This window comes from Streptomyces phaeochromogenes (genome assembly GCF_001418655.1).
GTDB lineage: Bacteria > Actinomycetota > Actinomycetes > Streptomycetales > Streptomycetaceae > Streptomyces > Streptomyces phaeochromogenes.
This window is the reverse complement of sequence record NZ_LIQZ01000087.1, coordinates 152,245-172,345: the sequence shown is the minus strand read 5'-3', so window position 1 is coordinate 172,345 and position 20,101 is coordinate 152,245. Positions and strand designations below refer to the sequence as shown.

The 20,101-nt window shown below is 69.3% G+C and carries 14 protein-coding genes; 3 read left to right on the top strand and 11 right to left on the bottom strand.

Going from position 1 to position 20,101, the window contains the following annotated elements; genetic code table 11:
- Nucleotides 1-216 precede the first annotated feature (216 nt).
- From AOK17_RS13215 to AOK17_RS13175, 9 genes are all read right to left on the bottom strand, one after another.
- The gene (locus AOK17_RS13215; RefSeq protein ID WP_055612603.1) at nucleotides 217-1,542 is read right to left on the bottom strand and encodes an MFS transporter; all 1,326 of its coding nucleotides are present in this window, start codon (nucleotides 1,540-1,542) and stop codon (nucleotides 217-219) included.
- Nucleotides 1,543-1,761: 219 nt separating this feature from the next.
- Nucleotides 1,762-2,712: a catechol 2,3-dioxygenase gene (locus tag AOK17_RS13210; protein ID WP_055612602.1), complete on the bottom strand. Its 951-nt coding sequence runs from the start codon at nucleotides 2,710-2,712 to the stop codon at nucleotides 1,762-1,764.
- A gap of 9 nt (nucleotides 2,713-2,721) precedes the next feature.
- The gene (locus AOK17_RS13205) at nucleotides 2,722-3,783 is read right to left on the bottom strand and encodes a 4-oxalomesaconate tautomerase (protein WP_055612637.1); all 1,062 of its coding nucleotides are present in this window, start codon (nucleotides 3,781-3,783) and stop codon (nucleotides 2,722-2,724) included.
- Between the two features lie 129 nt (nucleotides 3,784-3,912).
- A complete protein-coding gene (locus AOK17_RS13200; protein WP_055612601.1) occupies nucleotides 3,913-4,668 on the bottom strand; it encodes a 4-carboxy-4-hydroxy-2-oxoadipate aldolase/oxaloacetate decarboxylase in 756 nt (251 codons plus the stop codon).
- Entirely contained in the window at nucleotides 4,665-5,438 is a 774-nt protein-coding gene (locus AOK17_RS13195; RefSeq protein WP_055612600.1) for a PIG-L deacetylase family protein, read from the bottom strand. Before AOK17_RS13195 ends, AOK17_RS13200 begins: the two co-directional genes overlap by 4 nt.
- A gap of 48 nt (nucleotides 5,439-5,486) precedes the next feature.
- On the bottom strand, nucleotides 5,487-6,137 hold the full coding sequence (locus AOK17_RS13190; RefSeq protein ID WP_055612599.1) for a GntR family transcriptional regulator: 651 nt from the start codon (nucleotides 6,135-6,137) through the stop codon (nucleotides 5,487-5,489).
- A gap of 177 nt (nucleotides 6,138-6,314) precedes the next feature.
- Entirely contained in the window at nucleotides 6,315-7,058 is a 744-nt protein-coding gene (locus AOK17_RS13185) for an FAD:protein FMN transferase (protein ID WP_055612598.1), read from the bottom strand.
- 23 nt (nucleotides 7,059-7,081) lie between these two features.
- Nucleotides 7,082-7,792 carry an FMN-binding protein gene (locus tag AOK17_RS13180; protein WP_055612597.1) on the bottom strand — a complete coding sequence of 237 codons (711 nt, stop codon included), beginning with the start codon at nucleotides 7,790-7,792 and terminating at the stop codon, nucleotides 7,082-7,084.
- Between the two features lie 10 nt (nucleotides 7,793-7,802).
- Nucleotides 7,803-9,143: a ferredoxin reductase family protein gene (locus tag AOK17_RS13175; RefSeq protein WP_079052988.1), complete on the bottom strand. Its 1,341-nt coding sequence runs from the start codon at nucleotides 9,141-9,143 to the stop codon at nucleotides 7,803-7,805.
- A 153-nt stretch (nucleotides 9,144-9,296) separates the two neighbouring features.
- Here AOK17_RS13175 and AOK17_RS13170 point away from each other — a divergent pair, with 153 nt between their 5' ends.
- Both AOK17_RS13170 and AOK17_RS13165 read left to right on the top strand, forming a co-directional pair.
- On the top strand, nucleotides 9,297-9,995 hold the full coding sequence (locus tag AOK17_RS13170) for a response regulator transcription factor (protein ID WP_079052994.1): 699 nt from the start codon (nucleotides 9,297-9,299) through the stop codon (nucleotides 9,993-9,995).
- The gene (locus AOK17_RS13165; protein ID WP_055612595.1) at nucleotides 9,992-11,422 is read left to right on the top strand and encodes a sensor histidine kinase; all 1,431 of its coding nucleotides are present in this window, start codon (nucleotides 9,992-9,994) and stop codon (nucleotides 11,420-11,422) included. The genes AOK17_RS13170 and AOK17_RS13165 overlap by 4 nt, the downstream gene beginning before the upstream one ends.
- Before the next feature lie 8 nt (nucleotides 11,423-11,430).
- Here AOK17_RS13165 and AOK17_RS13160 read toward each other — a convergent pair whose 3' ends face one another.
- Nucleotides 11,431-12,855 (bottom strand): family 43 glycosylhydrolase, encoded by a 1,425-nt coding sequence (locus tag AOK17_RS13160; protein WP_055612594.1) that lies wholly within the window; start codon nucleotides 12,853-12,855, stop codon nucleotides 11,431-11,433.
- Between the two features lie 120 nt (nucleotides 12,856-12,975).
- Nucleotides 12,976-14,412, bottom strand: coding sequence for a family 43 glycosylhydrolase (locus tag AOK17_RS13155; RefSeq protein ID WP_055612635.1), 1,437 nt, complete (start codon nucleotides 14,410-14,412; stop codon nucleotides 12,976-12,978).
- A 412-nt stretch (nucleotides 14,413-14,824) separates the two neighbouring features.
- On the opposite strand from AOK17_RS13155, the gene AOK17_RS13150 reads away from it, so the two are divergent.
- On the top strand, nucleotides 14,825-20,023 hold the full coding sequence (locus AOK17_RS13150) for a family 43 glycosylhydrolase (RefSeq protein WP_055612593.1): 5,199 nt from the start codon (nucleotides 14,825-14,827) through the stop codon (nucleotides 20,021-20,023).
- The last annotated feature ends 78 nt before the right edge of the window (nucleotides 20,024-20,101 follow it).

The following is a 20,101-nucleotide window of genomic DNA, read 5'->3' as shown; positions in this document are numbered from 1 at the left end:
GGGGTGGGCTTGTTGAGGGCGGTACCGGTGGGCGGCGAGGGCCGGCTCCGTGGCGGTGAACGTAACCGCGTGACCAATGCGTCGGCAAGATGCGGAACGTAATTGTTGACACTTTCAGGGACGGGTGAGGCGGCCCGGGGTTGTCCGGATGTGTCGTTACGCTCCTGGGCGGGCGTCGTCCTCGAACCCGGCCCAGGCACACGTCCCCGTGGCCGGTCAGCCGCTGGTGATCAGCTCCTGCCGCGCGCCGCTCTTCGGCGTCTGCCGCGAGCTGCGCAGCGCCGCGATGCCGATGAAGACCATCGACGACAGGCCCGCGATCGCGAAGGCGGTGAAGCCCCAGTCCCCGTTGCCTGCGGCGAGAAGTTGGCCGCCGAGCCACGGGCCGAACACGGCGCCGAAGCGGCCCATGCCGGAGGTCCAGCCGACGGCGGTGGCGCGGTTGTCGGGGGTGGAGCGGATCGAGACCGTCGCGTAGATCATGGTCTGGGCGCTGTTGAGGAACACGCCGGTGAGGAAGACCACCGTGAAGGTCACCGCGAGCGGCATGTGGACGCTGAGCAGGAAGACTCCGGCGGCGGTCAGCGCGAACCAGATCGACGAGATGCGCGGCGCCCCGAACCGGTCGGCGGCCCGGCCCGCGACCAGCATGCCCACGATGCCGCCGAGGTTGAAGAGGACGACGAAGGTGAGCGCGGAGCCCAGTTCGTAGCCCTCGCTGCGCATCAGGGTGGGCAGCCAGGTGGCGACGCCGTAGACGAGCAGGAGCCCGCCGAAGGAGGCCAGCCAGTACAGCAGGGTCTGGGTCCACTCGCCGCCGCGGAACAGGTTGACGAGGGCGTTCCAGCGGTCGGCAGGGGCCTTCTTCCCCGCCACGGCGGGCAGTTCGACCTCGAAGCGGCCGGCCAGTTCGCGGGCCTCCTCGGTACGGCCCTTGGCGACCAGGAAGCTCAGCGACTCGGGCATGAACCTGGCGAGCACCGGGACGAAGAGCAGCGGGACCACGCAGACCCAGAAGGCGGCACGCCAGCCGAAGGGCTCCACGATCCACAGGGCCACATAGGCGGACAGGATGCCGCCGGCGTGGTGGGCGGTCATCAGCATGCCGATGGTGAGGGCGGTGCGGCCGCGCGGGGCGTAGTCGGAGACCATGCTGATCGCGGTGGGCAGGAGCCCGCCGAGGCCGACACCGGCGAGGGTGCGGCCGAGGCCGAAGACCGCGACGCTGCCCGACATCGCGCACAGGCCGGAGGCCAGCGAGAAGAGCGTGACGCAGGCGACCATCAGCTTCTTGCGGCCGATGCGGTCGGCGACCGTCCCCGCGGTGAGCGCGCCGACCAGCATGCCGAAGGTGGCGTAACTGCCCAGGTCACCGGCGCGGTCCGGGGTGATGCCGAGGGACTTCTCCGCCAGCATGTGCGGCAGCACCGAGCCGTAGATGAACATGTCGAGGCCGTCGAAGAGCACGGCCAGCCAGCACAGACCGACGGCCAGTGCCGCCAGTCTGCCGCCACGGGCGGACAGGGCGAAGGAGGAGGACATCGTTGTTTCCTCTCGTCCAGGAGTCGTGTCCCTGGAGGGGATCGGGGAGGCGGGGAGCGCGCGAGGCGAGCGGTTCGTGCGGCCGACCCTGTGATGCGCATGACGCTAGAAATCCGCTTCACGATTGTCAACGTTTTTGTCAACAATCTCAGGAACAATGAGCGGCGCCGAGACGGCACACAGCGGTGGTGTGCCGTCCGCGCGGTGGGGATACCGGTGTCAGCCGACCGGCGGCGTGCCGTGGGTGTGGAACGACTCGATGGTCTTCAGACCCCAGGCCTGACCCTTCTTCCGCTCCTCCTCGGTCCAGGTGATCAGCGGCCAGTCGGGCGCCAGGACGAGACGGGTGAGCGGGTTGCACAGCTCGACACGGTTGCCGCCGGGCTCGTAGACGTACAGGAAGAACGTCTGCTGGATCGCGTGCTTGTGCGGGCCCGTCTCGATGAACACACCGGTGTCCAGGGCGAGATCGGCCGCCCGCAGGATGTCCTCACGGGTGTCCGTGGCGAACGCGATGTGGTGCAGGCGTCCGTTGGAGCCGGTCCAGTCCTCGGTGTAGACGAGGTCGTACGACTTGCTGCTGAAGGTCAGCCACTGGGCGGCGATCCGCCCGCTGTCGAGCCGGATCTGCTCGGTGGGGCGGGCGCCGAGCACCTCGTGGACGAAGTCTCCGTTGGGCCCGACATCGGCGGCGAGGAAGTTGACGTGGTCCAGGCGGCGTACGCCCACGCCGTGGCCGGGCTTGGCCTGCGGCTGGTTCTTCAGCCCCGGCTTCAGCTCGTCCGGTGCCCGGTACCACTCGCTCTCCCAGTAGAGGGCGAGTTCATGGCCGTCGGGGTCGGTGGTGACGTACAGCGGGCCGATGCCCGGCTCGTCCTCGACCCAGCGGCCGGGGCGGCCCGCGTTCTCGGTCTCCTTGACCCGGCGCTGGAGGGCTTCCTCGCTGGAGGCGCGCAGGGCCGTGCGGCGGATCCCGGACGTCGTGTGGGCGGTCAGGGTCACGCTGTGGTGCTCGTAGTCGTCCCAGGTCCGCAGGTATACGGAGTCCCCGGAGCGGCCGTTCTCGGTCAGGCCGAGGTAGTCGGTGAAGAACCGGACGCTGGCGTCCAGGTCGGGGGTGAGCAGTTCGACGTGCCCGAGGTGGGCGATGTCGCCGAGCGGCGGGGCCATGGGGCCTCCTCAGGGGTGTAGTGCGGCTCCGGCCGGCCGGGGGAAGACCGTGCCGTCGAAGATCTTGCGTGCGGTGCGGACGACGGCGGTACGGCGGACCACCGGGACAGCGCCCGGTTCGTCGTACGCGAAGGTCGTTTCTACGTCGAGGAATCCGGTGGGGTGCTCGATGCGCACCCGGTCGCCGCCGGCCGGCAGACGTGCGACCGCCCGGCCGACGCCGCCCTCGATCCGCAGTCCTGCTGCGACACTCGCGGCGCCCAGGACCCCGATCGAGGTGTGGCAGCGCACCGGGATGAAGGTGCGGGTCATGACCGCGCCACCGTCCAACGGCGGTGCCAGCAGGCTGAGTTTGGGCACGGTGGTGCCTTCGACGTCGCCGAGCCCCATCAGCTTTCCGGCCTCCAGCCGGATCTCCCGGAGCCGTTCCGCGAGGGCCTGGTCCGCCTCCAGGTCGGTGGGGGTCTCGTACCCGGTGACGCCGAGCGAGGACGCGGCGATCAGCACCGTCGGCATGCCGTTGTCCACGCAGGTGACCGGTACGCCGGCGACGAGGTCCCGCGCCCGGCCGGTCGGCAACAGCGGGCTGCCGCTCTGCGGGAACTCGATGACCACCGGCGCCGCGGACCCCGGCACCCCGGAGATCTCGGCGGAGCCGCTGTAGTCGACACGCCCCTCCGGGGTGGCGAAGGACGCGACGGCGAGGTCCCCGGTGTTGAGCATGCGGATCCGCACCGACGTACGGCCGTCTCGGGCGGCGACCAGTCCGCGTTCGACGGCGAACGGGCCGACCCCGGCGAGGAGGTTCCCACAGTTCTGACGGTCACTCACTTCCGGCGTGTCGACGCCGACTTGGAGGAACAGGTAGTCGACGTCCGCCTCGGGGTCGGCCGACGCGGAGACCACGGCCACCTTGCTGGTCAGGGGATGCGCCCCGCCCAGGCCGTCGATCTGGCGCGGGTCGGGGCTGCCCATGACACGCAGCAACAGGTCGTCGCGCGGGGCGGGTTCGGCGGGCAGGTCCCCGGCCAGGAAGTAGGCACCCTTGGATGTGCCGCCACGCATGAGCATGCAGCGCACCTCCTCGGGCCCGGCCCCGGTCACGGACCTGGCGTCGACCCCGGCCCTGGCCCCGGCCCCGGTCACGAGCCCACTCCGACCCGGTGCCCGGTCACGGCCCGTCTCCATTCCTGCGCCCGGTCACGTCCCGGCCCCGTCCCACGGATTCCGCCGCTCCGGCCCCTCCGGCCGTTCCTGTCGCTCCCGCCGGTACTCCTCGTACGACTGGTAGCGCACTCCCAGTCGTACGAGTGTCTCGCGCAACCCGTAGCGGTCCAGGCCGAGTTGGCCCTCGGCGAAGGCGGCGCGGGTCGCCTCCTCCTTCGCGGTGCGCGCGGCGGACGCGTCGACGGCCTCGCCGGACCGCTCGCGCGGAACGACCATCACTCCGTCGTCGTCGGCAAGGATCACATCGCCCGGCCGGACGCTGTGTCCGCCGAGCACCACCGGTACGTTGACCGATCCGCCGGTGGCCTTCACGGTGCCCTGCGCGGAGACGGCCGCCGCCCAGACGGGGAAGCCCATCGCGCGCAGTTCCTCGGTGTCGCGCACTCCGGCCCCGGTCACCAGGCCGCGTACGCCCCGGCGTCGCAGGGCGGTGGCGAAGAGTTCGCCGAACATGCCGTCCGTGGAGGGCGAGGTGGTGGTGACGACGAGGATGTCGCCCTCGCCGCACTGCTCGACCGCCGCGTGGATCATGAGGTTGTCGCCGGGCCAGCTCAGCACGGTGACGGCGGTGCCGGCGACCCGTACGCCCTGCTGGATCGGGCGCAGGTCGCTGCCGAGGAGGCCGGTGCGTCCGAGGGCCTCGTGGACGGTCGCCACGCCGTACGCGGAGAGCGCCTCGACGTCCTTCTCGGCGGCCTTCGGAGGGTTGGTGACGATCAGGCCGCTCATGCCAGCTCCCCCGTGACCTGCGGGTACGGGCGCATGTACGCCTCGGCGTAAGTGGTGTGCGGCAGACCGAGGTTGGGGCCCGCGTTGCGCTTGAGCTGCACACCGCGGCGGACGGCGAGGTCGGTGTAGTAGTCCCACAGGTGCCGCTGGGCGGCCAGGCACTCCATGGCCTTGCGCTTGGTCTCCCACACCTCGGAGATGTCGAGGAGGACCTCAGGCTTGAAGCCGCACATCTCGGGCTGGTGCGGCTCGAAGAAGAACACCGGCGGGGCGCCGATGATCTCCCCCTCGGCCGGGTAGCCGATGGCCTGGGCGAGCACGCGGGCGTCCAGCGCCATCCGGGCGGCTGCCGGGTGGTCGCCGTTGTACGGGTCTTCGAGCGGGTGGGTGAGGACGACGTCGGGCTGCGCCGCACGGTAGACGGCCACCAGCCGGTCCGTCAGCTCGGGGGTGATGGTCAGGGGGTAGTCGCCGGCGTCGAAGAAGACGACCTCGGCGCCGAGGGTGGCGGCTGCCGCCTCGGCCTCCGCGCGGCGCATCTCCTTGATCTCCTCCAGCGACCTGCCCTCACGCCAGGCCTTCGCGGACTCGCCGCGCTCGCCGTAGGTCAGGCACGCGATGGTGACCTTCTCACCACGTGAGGCGGCGAGGGCGATGGCCCCACCCGCCCGCCACACGAAGTCCCCGGCGTGCGCGGTGACCACGAGCGTGGATCGTGGGGTGGCGGGCGTCGACGGTGGTGCGGTACCGGCCGCGTTGCCATGCGTCATTGTTGCAATCTCCTTGGTGGACAAGCCGGTTGACCCACCCCCGCGGTGTCACTCGCGCAACGCGTCGATCACACCCGAAAGGTGGGCGCGGACGGCCGCTTCGGCCGCCTGCGGGTCCCGGGCCCTGATCGCCTCGATCATGGCCAGATGCTCACCCAGGGACTTCTGGGGCCGCCCCGGTCGCAGCGCGAGCTGGAAACGGTGGCGCACCAGCTGCCCGTTGAGCCGCTCCAGCAACTCCACGGCCGTCTGCTGGCCGGAGAACTGCCTGATGAGGGCGTGCAGTTCGTGGTTGAGGTCGGAGTAGGTCACCGGCTCGCCGTCGGCGACGGCCTTGGACATCGCCTCGCCCACGGCCACCAGCCGGGTCAGCTGCTCGTCCGTGACCGCGACGGCCGCCTTGGCCGCGCACAGCCCTTCGAGGGCCATGCGGCACTCGGTGATGGCGACCGCTTCCTCCACGGTCACCACCCGCACCCGCGAACCGCGGTTGCGGATCCGCTCGACCAGACCCTCCGACTCCAACTCGATCAGTGCCGCCCGCACACTGGCCCGTGTCACACCGAACTGCTCGGCGAGTTCGTTCTCCACCAGCCGCTGGGCCGGTGCCATCTCGCCGCGCAGGATGGCCTGCCGCAGCTGCGCGAGCGCGTGCTGCCTGGCCTGCTCTCCGGTGCTCGGACGGGCTTGTTTCGGCATGTGTGCTCTCCCTGGGTGGTGAGTGCCTGTCGAACCTAAATCTAGACGAACAAGATTGTCAACAATTTTGTTTTCCATATGGCACGGCCACACACGGCCACACACCAACGAGGGCCCTGATATCCGCAGTTGCGGATATCAGGGCCCTCGGGAATTCGTACGAGCGGTTCCCCGCGATCAGGCGGCCACAGGGAACCCCGCCGTGCGGAAGACGCGGCGCTCGGCGTCCACGGCGAACACCTCGCAGCCTTCGCGCGCGGCGGCCCAGTCGATCCCGTCCGCGCCCATCGCGAACGCCGCGGTCGCCGTCGCGTCCGCCTCGGTCAGGGAAGGGGCCACGACGGTCAGGCTGAGCAGTCCGGTCGCCGGACGTCCGGTGCGGCCGTCGAGGATGTGGTCACCCCGCTCGTACCGCCCGGAGGTCGCCACCGCTCCGTCGGTGATCTCCAGGACCGCGCACAGCCGGTCGGCCTGTTCCGGGTGACGCACTCCCACCCGCCACGGGCGGCCGGCGGAGACCACATCGCCGCCGGCGTTCAGACAGAACGTCGTCACGCCCTCGGCGAGCAGCAGCTCGGCCGCCCGTTGCACCGCCCAGCCCTTGACCATCGCGCAGGGGTCGAGGCCGCGGCCGGGCAGCCGCACCTGGAACGCGCCCCCGCTCGCGACCCGGTACTCCTCGCACAGGTCGAGCACCTCGACGAGGTCAGGGCTGAGCTCGTGGAGTTCGAGCTCTCCCCGGCCCAACCGGGACACCTCGCTGTCGGCGATGAACGGGCTGAACCGCGCGTCGACCTCGCGCAGCCACGCGAACACCCGGTCCGCTGCCACGGAGGCGGCCACAGACGCGCCCCCGTCGGAGTCGGCGGCGTCGATCCGCAGGGAGATCGGCAGCCCCATGATGTGCTCGACGCGACGCACTTCCCCATCCGTCGACATCGCGATCAGCCCTTCGCGTCGATGGCGGCCTGGAGGGACTCGACGTACCCGTCGCTCGTGATCGTGGCGCCCGAGACCGCGTCGATGTCGGCGCTCTGGGCCGCCAGCGTCTCCGCGATCAGCTTCGGCACGGCCGCCTTGGTCTGCGGGTGGTTCGGCTGCTGCAGCATCCGAACCGCGTCTATCTTGTCGCCCTCGAAGGTCACCTCCACCTGCACGGTGCCCTTCTCGGTGCCGACGGCCGAACCCGCGACGACCTGGGAAGCGGCGGCCGAGGCGGACGGCGAGGACGAAGAGGACGACGACGAAGACGCCGGCTTCGCGTCGATGGCGGCCTGGAGGGACTCGACGTACCCCTCACTGGTGATCGTGGCGCCGGACACCGCATCGATGTCGGCGCTCTGCGCGGTGAGCGTCTCCGCGATCAGCTTCGGGACCGCGGCCTTGGTCTGCGGATGGTTCGGCTGCTGCAGCATCCGTACGGAGCTGATCTTGTCGCCGTCGAAGGTCACCTCGACCTGGACGGGACCCTTCTCGGTCTTGATGGTCGAACCGGCGACGACCTGGTTCGAGGTACCGCCGGAAGCGGACGTGGAAGGTGTCGAGGCGGGTTCGGCGACCTCCGTGGTGGACGACGTGTCGGTCGAGGGCGCGTAACGCCAGACCGGGATCAGACCCGCGACGGTCAGGACCAGGACAGGAATGGCTCGTTTCACGGTGTCTCTCTCATCCCGCCAGGCTGAAGCGCTCGAAGTGGATCTGCTGCTTGGGCACGTTCAGCTCGCGCAGGCTGCCCAGCACCGCGTTCATCATCGGAGGCGGTCCGCACAGGAAGACGTCCCGGTCGCCGATGTCCGGCACGAGCCGTACGAGCTCGTGCGGCGCCAGTTTGTCGGGGCTGACCGGCCCGGACACCAGGTGCAGCTCGGCGCCCTTCGCCTGGGCGAGTTCGCGCAGCTCGTCGAAGAGGACCGCGTCCCGGTCCGTGGACACCCGGTAGATGACCACCGCGTGTCCTTCCACCTCCTCCAGCAGGGCCCGGATGGGGGTGACGCCCACGCCGCCGGCGATGAGCACGGACTCCGGCCGGGTGCGGTGCATCGCGGTGAAGGCGCCGTACGGGCCCTCGGCGAAGACCCGCGTGCCGACCTTCAGGTGCCGCAGGCCCGCGGTGCCGTCACCCGCCGTCTTGGCGGTGAGCCGCAGCGTCCGGCCGTCCGGCGCCGCCGACAGCGAGAACGGGTTGGCCTGCCACCACCGGTCCTTGGTCAGGAACCGCCACAGGAAGAACTGGCCCGCGCGGGCCGGCAGCCGATCCAGGTCGCGCCCCGTCATGTAGATCGACACGACGTCGTCGGACTCGGGCACCACGGCCGAGACCCGCAGCTGGTGCCGCATGTTCCGCCACAGCGGCAGCACCAGCCGGCCCAGGGCGACCGCACCGAGCGCCACGCCCCACACGCCGTACCAGTACGCCGTGGCGAAGGACGACGCGGTGAAGCTCGTACCCACCGCGACCTGGTGCGTGAAGGCCAGCACGACCGCGAGGTACGTGTAGAGGTGGATGAAGTGCCAGGTCTCGTAGGCCAGCCTTCGGCGGGCGTAGCGGGCCGAGACGCCGCCGATCACGAGGATCAGCACCAGCGCGACGACGGCGCGCAGCACGCCCTCGACGGTCTCGGCGAGGTCCACCAGCTGGCTCACCGGGTCCATGCCGGAGGAGTCGGCGTAGCCGAAGGTGATGAACACGGCGTGGCCCAGCAGCGTCCAGAGCAGGCCGAAGCCGACCCAGCGGTGCCAGGAGGTCAGCCGGTCCATGCCGATGCGGCGGTCGAGCCACGGCAGCCGGGCGACCAGCAGCAGCTGGAAGGCCATCAGGAGCGCGCCGTACAGGCCGAGGAGCCGGCCGATGACGATGAGGGCGTTCGAGGCGAACCCGGCCTGGACGAAGAACACGGTCACCACGGCTACGTTCACGGCCAGCACGCCGTACAGGCCGGCGCGGGCCACCACCTTGGGGCGTACGGCCGCGGAAGGTGGCGGAACGGTCGTCTGGACAGTAGTCACGGGGTCGGCAACTCCTTGATCGGGTCCTGGGACTCCGAGCCTGCCTTCCGGGTGCTGTCGTTTTCCTGTCGGTCAACTTTCAAGTTTTTATCGATATGAAGTAGACAGGCCCGCGGCTATGGCGTCAGGAGGCGCGTGAAGCACTATGGGCACGTGGAAAAAGTACGACTTCTCGTCGTGGACGACGACCCGCCCATCGCCGACCTGGTCGCGACGGTCGCCCGCTACGAGGGCTGGGAGGCGGTGACCGCGAACTCCGGCGAGGAGGCGCTGCACCGTGCCGCGGACTTCCATCCGGACATCGTGGTGCTCGACCTGATGCTGCCCGGGCTCGACGGCTTCGCCGTGCTCGACCGGCTGCGGCTGTCCGGGACGATGGTGCCCGTGGTGTTCCTGACCGCGCGGGACGGCGTGGCCGACCGGGTCGCGGGCCTGACCAGGGGCGGCGACGACTACCTCGTGAAGCCGTTCGCGGTGGAGGAGCTCATGGCCCGGCTGCGGACCGTGCTGCGCCGCAGCGCGGGACCGGCCTTCCAGCGGTCGGTGCTGAGTGTCGCGGACCTGACGATGGACGAGGACACCCGCGAGGTGCGCCGGGGCGACCGGCTGCTGACGCTCACCCCGACCGAGTACGAGGTGCTGCGCTATCTGATGCGGAAGTCGCCGACCGTGCTCACCAAGGCACAGATCCTCGACCATGTCTGGGAGTACGGCTTCGGCGGCCGGTCGAACGTGGTGGAGCTGGTCATCAGCCGGCTGCGCCGCAAGCTCGACGGCACGGACGAGGGCGAGACCACGCTGATCCACACCGTGCGGGGCGTCGGGTACGTGGTGCGGCAGGTCGCCGAGTGATCCGACGCTTCGCGGAGACCTACCGCAGGCTGCGCCTCGGCACCCGGCTGGCCCTGGGCATGGGCGTGCTCTCGCTGGTCGTGTTCGCCGTCGTCGGGGCGTCGCTGTCGATGTACATGCGGGGCTATCTGGAACGCCAGCTCAACGACCAGATGAAGCTCGTCCAGATCACCCAGTCCAAGGACGTCACGGCGTACGGCACCGTGCAGGGCAAGCCGTACTACGGCTGGTACACCGCCTCGTACGAGGTCTCGGCCGACTCCGCCGTCCTCCGCAAGCCCGCGGACGTACCGGCGGACGCCGACGAGCTCGCCACCGTCGCCGAGGCGCTGCAGGCCTCGGGCCACGACCCGCTCTTCCGCACCGCGCACATCAAGGGGAAGGGAACGTACCGACTGCGTGCCTGCGAGGCCGAACCCGGGGTGGTCCTGGTCACCGCGGCGCCCATGGACGACATCGAGGACACCATGGACCAGCTGGCCACGGTCCAGGTCGTCGCGTTCGCCCTCGCGCTGGTCGGGCTCGTGGTGTTCGGCCGAGCGGTGCTGCGGCGGGGCCTGAAGCCGCTCAGCGACATGGCGCACACGGCCCGGGGCATCACCTCGCACGACTTCACCGACTCGGCGCGGCTTCCGGTGCGCGCCGACCGCGGGAACGGCGGCCCGGAGGTCGAGGAACTGCGCACCGCCTTCAACACCATGCTGGAGCACATCGACGACTCGCTGGCCGTCCGCACGGAGGCCGAGCAGCGGCTGCGCCGGTTCGTCGCGGACGCCTCGCACGAACTGCGTACGCCCCTGATGTCGGTACGCGGCTACGCGGACCTCTTCCAGTACGCGGCGGCCAACGAGCCCGAGGAGCGGGAGAAGCACCTGGCCCGGCTGCGTGCCGAGGCGGCCAGGATGGGCATCCTCCTGGACGACCTGCTGCTGCTCGCCCGGCTGGACGCCGCCGAGGTGGAGGCGCCGGTCCGGCTGGAGGACGCGGATCTCGCAGAGCTGGTGCGCCAGGCCGCGGAGGCCTTCCGCGCGGCCCGCCCGGACCATCCGCTGGCAGTGACTGCCGGTTCCGGTCCGGTGCGGCTGCGCCTCGACGCCCTGCGCATCCGCCAGGTCCTGGACAACCTCCTCACCAACGCCGCCGTGCACACCCCGGCCGGTACGGAGGTGTCCGTGGAGGTCTCGGTCGTGGCCGACGCGGCGGTCGTCCGGGTCACCGACTCCGGTCCCGGCATTCCGGCCGCCGACCAGGAGCTCGTCTTCGACCGCTTCTTCCGCATCGACAAGGCCCGCAGCCGGGACCGCGGAGGCAGCGGCCTCGGCCTGGCGGTCGCCCGTTCCCTGGTCCAGGCCCACGGGGGCACGATCGACCTGACCAGCAGACCGGGCGCGACGACGTTCACAATGAGGCTTCCCTTGGCCCCCTGAGGCCCCGCCTACTCGGCGTAAAAGGTGGCGTCAGCCTTCGCCGTCGTCGTATCGGCCGGCTGCGTCACCAGCAGATAGTTGTAGTGCCGGACATAGCTGCCCGCCACGTTGTACGACTCGAACGAAACCCCCGCGGACGCATCGGCCAGCCCCGCCCGCCGATAGAAGCTCGCGTCGCCCTTGAAGGCCGTACTCCCGTCACTCTTGTCCACCCACACCTCGCCGTTGCTCCGGTGGCGGAGGTAGTACCCCGGGAAGTTCGCCGACTCCAGGGAAACCGTCCCGGTACCGGCAAGCCCGGTCACGACACGGAACTGGGAGTCCGCGAGGTTGGTGACGTTCGGCTCGATCTTCGCCCGGTACTCCCAGTGCCGGATGAACCGGTCGGGGAAGTTGTACGAGGAGAAGCGGACCGGGGTGACACCGTCGGCCACGGGGATGCCGAGGTTGGGCGTGCCGTCGGCGTTCCAGTACAGCTTCTGGTAGCGGGTACGGCGGTTGGGGTCGTTGAGCGGGTCGCCGCTGATGTCCTTGTAGTTGCGGTCGTGGTAGACGAGGATGTCGGACTTTCCGTCCTCGGACGTGGTGAAGGTGTTGTGGCCGGGACCGTACTGGCCGGTCGCGTCGTTGCTCCTGAAGACCGGGGTCTGGGTCTTCGTCCAGGAGGCCGGGTTCATCAGGTCGGCGGTGGCGTTGGCGGTCAGCAGGCCGAGGCAGTAGTTGGCGTCGGTGGCACTGGCCGAGAAGGTCATGAAGACCTTGCCGTTGCGCTGGATGACGGCCGGTCCTTCGTTGACGCGGTGGCCGACGATCTCCCAGGAGAGCGTCGGAGTGGAGATGCGCGCCGGAGTGCCGCTGATGGTCCAGGGGTTGGACATCGGGGCGAGGTAGACGCTGGTTCCGGTGCCGACCGCCGGGTCGTTCTGCGCCCAGCTCAGATAGCGGGTGCCGCCGACGGTGAAGGTCGTCGCGTCGAGCGAGAAGGTGTCCAGCGGCAGGGCGATCCGGCCCTTCTCGGTCCAGGTCCCGGTCAGCGGGTTGGCGGCGCTGGTCTCCAGGACGTACGGCCGGATCTTCCAGATGTCGTTGGAAGCGCCGGCGGCGAAGTAGACGTACCACTTGCCGTCGATGAAGTGGATCTCCGGCGCCCAGATGTGCGCGCCCATCTCACCGCTGGCGTGCTTCGTCCAGATCGTCGTCTCGGCGGCCGTGGACAGGCCCTGGAGCGTGGTGGCCCGCCGCATGACGATCCTGTCGTACGCGGGCACGGTGGCGGTGAAGTAGTAGTAGCCGTCGGTGTGTTTGAAGATGTGCGGGTCGGCGCGCTGTTCGGCGATCGGGTTGGTGAAGGTGACGGCGGGCGAGGCGGGGGCGGCGGCCTCGGCGATGCCGGAGGTCAGGGCGGCCAGGGTGACGAGCAGCGCCGTGACCACCCTTGCGATCGTGCGTCTCACTGAGTTCCTCTCGATCACATCGAATGTCTCTCGATCACGTGCGTCCCGATCACGTCGAACGCGTCGGTCGAGCCGGACGCGCCTCGGTCACGTCGTCCGTCACGTCGTGGGCTTGAACTGCCACTGCTGGCACGTGTTGTTGAGCCAGGTCCACTGGCGTACGTCGACGCCGTCGGCCGTACCGCAGTTGGCGACGTCGGCGACCTTGCCGGTGCTCTCGTTGACGATCCGCACGTAGTCGCCGGTCGCGGTGTACACGAGGCGGTACTTCTGGCAGTTGTTGTTCAGCCAGGACCACTGGGCGATGTCGGTTCCGTCGGCGGCGGCACACCCGGCGGTGTCCATGACCTTGCCGGTGGCCACGTTCACCAGTCGGCTGGTGTCGTTGCCCTGGTCCTCGATCCGCCACTTCTGGTTGGCGCCACCGGTGCAGGTCCACTGGAAGATGTTGGCGCCGTCCGCGGTGCTGCCGCCGGCCACGTCCAGGCACTTGCCGCTGTTGCGGTTCACCAGGGTGTACGCCGTCGGGGTCACCGCGGTCTCCCCCGCCGGGCCGGGCAGGGTGGTGCCGAGCGCGACCGGGGTTCCGAAGTTGGGCGTGCCGTCCGCGTTCCAGGTGAACTTCTGGGCGCGGGTCGTCCGGCCGTTGCCGCAGCCGCCGTTCGCGGTGTTGTTGCCGTGGTAGACGATCCAGTTCTCGGTGCCGTCGGGCGAGGTGAAGAACCCGTTGTGGCCGGGGCCGTAGACACCCGCCGCGTCGTTGCGCTGGAAGACGGGGGTCTGCTTCTTCGTCCAGGAGGACGCCAACAGCGGGTTGGTGCCGGTCAGTTCGAGCTGGCCGAGCTTGTAGTCCGCGGTCTGGCAGTGGCTGGCTGAGAAGGTGAGGAAGGTGCGGCCGTCGTGGTACAGCGGCTCGGGCCCCTCGTTGACGGCGCCGCCAGAGGTCTCCCAGCTCAGCGTCGGGCTGGAGATGACACTGAAGGTGGAGCTGCTCAGCGTGTACGGGTTGCTCATCGGCGCGATGACCAGGCTCTGCGTACTGCCGTTGATGAAGCCGCTGCCGACCAGGTACAGGTTGTTGCCCTGCTTCAGGACGCTGGCGTCGATGAGCCAGCCGCCGGGCGTGAGGTTGGAGCCGGTGAGCTGGTTCTTGAAGGTGTACGGGCCCATCGGATCGGTGCCCGCGCTCTCCAGGACGTAGGTGCGCTGGGAGTCGCAGCAGGCGACTCCGCCCTGCCCGGCGGAGTAGTACAGGTACCAGTGCCCGTCGAAGAAGTGCAGTTCGGGGGCCCAGAAGTTGGTGTTCCGGGTGGAGGTGGTGTCGCTCCACACCTGGACGCTGGGGGCCACGGACAGACCGGCCAGGGTCGGCGACTTCCGCATGGTCAGCACACCGGTGAACGACGTGGTGACCAGGTAGTAGTTGCCGTTGTAGTACTCCAGCCAGGGGTCGGCGCCCTTCTGCGCCTTGACGGGGTTCGTGTACGGCCGCCCCTCCGCGGCCGTGGAGGGCTGCGTGGCGACGGCGGCGAGCATCACGAGCAGCGCTGCCACGAGGGTGCACCAGTGGCGGACACGGAACACGGTGGATCCCCTTCCGATGAACACGATGAACAGCGACACCCGTAATGTTCGAAATCCCGCACAGCGTGCGTAACTTCGACCAGAAGATATGGACGCACGAGGTACGCGTCAACGCTTCTGACGCGTTTGGTTCCGGTCGGCTTTCCGTGACGTAAAACCACGAACGCCACGCGGGCCTACGGGTGTTGCACCACATCCGCAGCCGTTCGGCCCGTCGGACATTGTTCGGAACCTCTTGACGCCCCCGTTCACACCGCTTCACACTCTCGCAACGCGACGTCACACACGCGAAACGGCACGAGCCCGCTGCTGAGACCTCGCGGTCCTTTCCTTCCGGCATGTCTCAGCAGAGGAAGTTGAAACGATGCAACTCGCGAGACCCCTTAGCCGTACAAGACGTTGGGCAGGAGGGCTCGCGGGACTGACCGCGGCCTCGCTGCTCCTCGGACTGGCCGGGCCCGTCGCCCCCGCCCACGCGGCCGAGAGCGCGGACATCACCGACGGCCTGGCCCTCTGGTACAAGCTCGACGCCGCCTCCGGCACGGCAGTTGCCGACGCCTCCGGCAACGGCAGGACCGGCACGGTGAACGGCACCGCCACCTGGTCCGACACCGGCGAGGGGCTCTCGTTCAACGGCTCCGACACCTACGTCAAGGTGCCGGACAACATCATGAGCGGCATGAACTCGATCTCCGTCTCGATGGACGTGAAGGTCGACTCCGCGCAGAGCACCCCGTACTTCATCTACGGCTTCGGCAACACGAGCGGCTCGGCGGGCAACGGCTATCTGTTCACCACCGGCAGCACCTTCCGGACCTCCATCGCCTCCGGCAACTGGTCGACGGAACAGACCACCCAGCCCACTCCGGCACGCGCCATGACCCGTGCCGTGTGGAAGCAGGTCACGTACACGCAGACCGGCAACACGGGTGTCCTGTACGAGGACGGTGTGGAGGTCGCCCGCAACACTGCGGTCACCATCACTCCCGGCTCCATCGGCTCCGGCACGACGACCGCCAACTACATCGGCAAGTCGGTGTACCCGGGCGACAAGCTCTTCAAGGGCAGCATCCGTGACTTCCGGGTCTACGACCGGGCGTTGGCCGGCTCGGAGGTCGAGCAGCTCTCCCTCCCCGTCGCCACTCGGGGCGTCGCCGACGACAAGGCCGCCCTCACCCTCGGCGACACGAGCGCCGTCGTCGCGGACCTGACGCTGCCCACCACCGGCACGGCGGGCGGCTCCTCGATCAGCTGGAAGAGCGACACCCCCTCGGTGGTGTCGGACTCCGGTGCCGTGACCCGCCCCGCCGCAGGTGAGCCGGACGGTCACGCGAAGCTCACCGCGACCCTGAAGAAGGGCTCGGTGACGGACACCAGGACCTTCGACATCACGGTCCCGGCCGCGTTCGACGACGACACGGCCACCGAACAGGCCGCCGAGGCGCTGAAGGTCGACAACCTCGACGACGTGCGCGGCAACATCACCCTGCCGGCGACCGGTTCGTACGGCACGAAGGTCGGCTGGACCTCCGCGAAGCCGGACGTCGTCTCCGCCGACGGCATCGTCCACCGCCCGGCGCACGGCGACGGCGGCACGACCGTCGAGCTGACCGCGACCGTCACCAAGGGCGACGCGCAGGCGACCCGTGTCCTCACCGCGAAGGTGCCCGAACTCCCCGCCGAGGCGCCCCTCAAGGGCTATATGTTCAGCTACTTCACGGGCGAGGGCACCTCGGACGGCGAGCAGCTCTACGCGGCCCTCAGCAAGGGCGACGACCCTTTGAAATGGCGGGAGTTGAACGAGGGCAAGCCCGTCCTGACCTCCACGCTCGGTGAGAAGGGCCTGCGCGACCCGTTCATCATCCGCTCCCCCGAGGGCGACAAGTTCTACCAGATAGCCACCGACCTGCGGATCTACGGCAACGGCAACTGGGACGCGTCCCAGCGCACCGGCAGCAAGTCCATCATGGTCTGGGAGTCCACCGACCTGGTCCACTGGACCGACCAGCGCCTGGTCAAGGTCTCGCCCGACTCGGCCGGCAACACCTGGGCGCCCGAGGCGTTCTACGACGAGAAGCTCGGCTCGTACGTCGTCTTCTGGGCGTCGAAGCTGTACGACAACGCCGAGCACTCGGGCGACACGTACAACCGCATGATGTACGCGACCACCCGCGACTTCCGTACCTTCAGCGAGCCCAAGGTGTGGATCGACCGCGGCTACTCGGTCATCGACTCCACGATGATCAAGCAGGGTGACACCTACTACCGGCTGTCGAAGGACGAGCGGAACAACTCCTCGTCGACCCCCAACAGCAAGTTCATCTTCCAGGAGAAGAGCGACTCGATCCTCGACGAGTCCTGGGACTTCGTGGCCGAGGGCATCGGCAAGGGCGCGATGAGCGCCGCCGAGGGACCGCTGGTGTTCAAGTCCAACACCGAGGAGAAGTGGTACGCGTTCCTCGACGAGTTCGGCGGGCGCGGCTACATCCCCTTCGAGACGACGAACCTCGCCTCCGGCAACTGGACGCCGTCCACGGAATATGACCTGCCGTCAAGACCCCGCCACGGCACGGTACTTCCGGTCACGCAGGCCGAGTACGACCGGCTGCTGAAGGCGTACCAGCCGGACCAGATCGTCGAGTCGGTCGAGGACGTCAAGGTGACTACGGGCATCGGTGACGCCCCGGTCCTGCCGGGCACGGTCATCGCCGAGTACGCCGACGGCGTCAAGCGGCCCGTCTCGGTCGCCTGGGACGACGTACCGGCCTCGGAGTACGCGCAGGCCGGCACCTTCACCGTGAAGGGCAGCCTGCCCGACGGAGCCGCGCTCCAGGCCAAGGCCGAGGTGACAGTCTCGGCGGAGGGCCCCGACGTACCCGCCGACCTGGTCCTGCACTACGGCTTCGACGAGACCGGCGGCAGCATCGCCCGTGACTCCAGCGGCCACGGCTACCACGGCACGTACGTCCGTACGCCCGACTTCGGGACCGGCGTGGACGGCGGCTCGTTCAAGATGTCCGGCGGTTCGAGCACCTCGACCACCTCGCCGTACGTCAGGATCCCCAACGGCGTGCTGAAGGGCGCCGACAGCGTCACCGTCTCCACGTACGCCAAGTGGAAGGGCGGGGACAACTTCCAGTGGCTCTTCGGTCTGGGCCCGGACAGCGACAAGTACCTCTTCGCCACCCCGTCCAACGGTGGCGGCAAGCTCTTCTCCGCGATCACCAAGGCCACTTGGTCGGGCGAGAAGCAGATGACCGGCGGCTCGCAGCTCACCCCCGGTGAGTGGCAGCACGTCACCGTGACCGTGAACAGCGCGACCGAGACGGCGATCCTCTACGTGGACGGTGTCGAGGCGGCCCGGGCGACCGGCGTCACCATCAAGCCGTCCGAGCTGTACGACGCGTCGAAGGGCTACTCCGGCTACATCGGCAGGTCCATGTACTCCCCCGACCCGTACTTCGGCGGCGAGGTCGACGACTTCCGGATCTACAACCGGGCGCTGTCGCCCACCGAGGTCCTGGAGCTGAGCGGGAACACCACGGGCATCGCCACGGCGACGCACCCCGCGCTCAAGGTCGACGCGATCATCGACGACGCGGACAGCAAGGTCACTCTCCCGCTGGCCGAGGGCAGTGATCTCACCGCGCTGGCACCGGAGTTCGGGCTCGCCCACGGGGCGACGATCAGCCCCGCGTCCGGCTCGCTGCACGACTTCACCGAGCCCGTGACGTACGAGGTCACCGGCTCGGACGGCAAGAAGCGCACCTGGACGGTCCGGGCCGTGGAGATGAAGAGCCCGGTGCTGCCGGGCCTCAACGCCGACCCGAACATCACGAGGTTCGGCGACACCTTCTACATCTACCCGACCACCGACGGCTTCCCGGGCTGGAGCGGCACGCAGTTCAAGGCGTACTCCTCCAAGGACCTGGTCCACTGGAAGGACCACGGCGTCATCCTCGACCTCGGTCCGGACGTCAGCTGGGCCGACAGCAGGGCCTGGGCGCCGGCGATCGAGGAACGGAACGGCAAGTACTACTTCTACTTCTGTGCCGACGCGAACATCGGAGTCGCGGTCTCGGACTCGCCCACGGGCCCGTTCAAGGACGTGCTGGGCAAGCCGTTGCTGAAGGCGGGCCAGTACCCGGGCCAGATGATCGACCCGGCGGTGTTCACGGACGACGACGGCACGCCGTACCTCTACTGGGGCAACGGCAGGGCGTACGCCGTCCCGCTGAACGACGACATGGTCTCCTTCGACGCGTCGAAGGTCACCGACATGACTCCCAGCGGCTACAACGAAGGCACCTTCGTCATCAAGCGCAAGGGCACCTACTACTTCATGTGGTCGGAGAACGACACCCGGGACGAGAACTACCGCGTCGCCTACGCGACCGGCTCCTCGCCCACGGGCCCCCGGACCAAGCGGGGCGTGATCCTGGAGAAGGACCTGTCCCTGGGCATCAAGGGCCCCGGCCACCACTCGGTGGTCAAGGTGCCGAACACCGACGACTGGTACATCGCCTACCACCGTTTCGCCATCCCCGGCGGTGACGGCACGAACCGCGAAACCACCATCGACAAGCTGGAGTTCGACGCCGACGGGCTGATCAAGAAGGTCGTCCCGACGCTGTCGAGCATCGACCCGGTCACCATCGTCCGGGCGGGTCCGGACGCGATGGGTACCGAGGGGAGCGCGATCCCGGTCGCCGGCACGATCTCAGGAGCGGGCAGGCCCCGGTGGACGGTCGAGGACGGAGCGCCCTGCACCTTCGCCGACCCCGACGCCGTCCTCACCTCGGTCACCTGCACCGACGACGGTACGTACGAGGTGACGCTGACCGGGGGCCGCAGCAGTGACACGCTCACCGTGACCGTGGACAACGCGGCGCCGGTGATCACGTCGGCGACGGGCCCGAGCGCCCCCGTGTCGGTCGGCAGGAACGCGTCCGTCAAGGCCGTGTTCACCGACCTGGGGTCCGGCGACACCCAGACGTGCAAGGTCGACTGGCAGGACGGCACGGAGCCGTCCAAGGGCACCGTGACGACTGACGGCTGCACGGCCACGCACACGTACAAGAAGGCGGGCATCCACCGTCCGGTGGTCACCGTCACCGACGACGACGGCGGCAAGGACAGCACCCAGCTGCCCGAACTGGTCGTCTACGACCGTGCGGCCGGTCCGATCGCCGGCGTCGGGGTCATCTCCTCCCCGGCGGGCGCCTATCCGGCGAAGCCCTCGCTGACCGGCCTTGCGGGCTTCTCCTTCGGTGCCGCGTACAAGAAGGCGAAGGACACCGTGCCCAGCGGCAACGCGACCTTCGACTTCGCGGCCGGCAAGGTCAAGTTCCGCTCCACCGGCTCCGACTGGCTGGTCGTCACCCGCTCCGAAGCCCAGTACCAGGGCTCGGGCACGGTCAACGGCACCGGCGGATACACCTTCCGCATCACCATCACCGACTCCCCCGACACCTACCGCATCAGGATCTGGAAGAAGTCCACGGGCGACGTCGTCTACGACAACCGCACCGGCTCGAAGGCGTACGGCATCGTGCTCGGCTGAGGTCTGGCGGCTGACGGCTGACGTACCACCGAGGGGGCGGCGCCCGGGCGCCGCCCCCTCGGTAGGGTGCGTCCACGT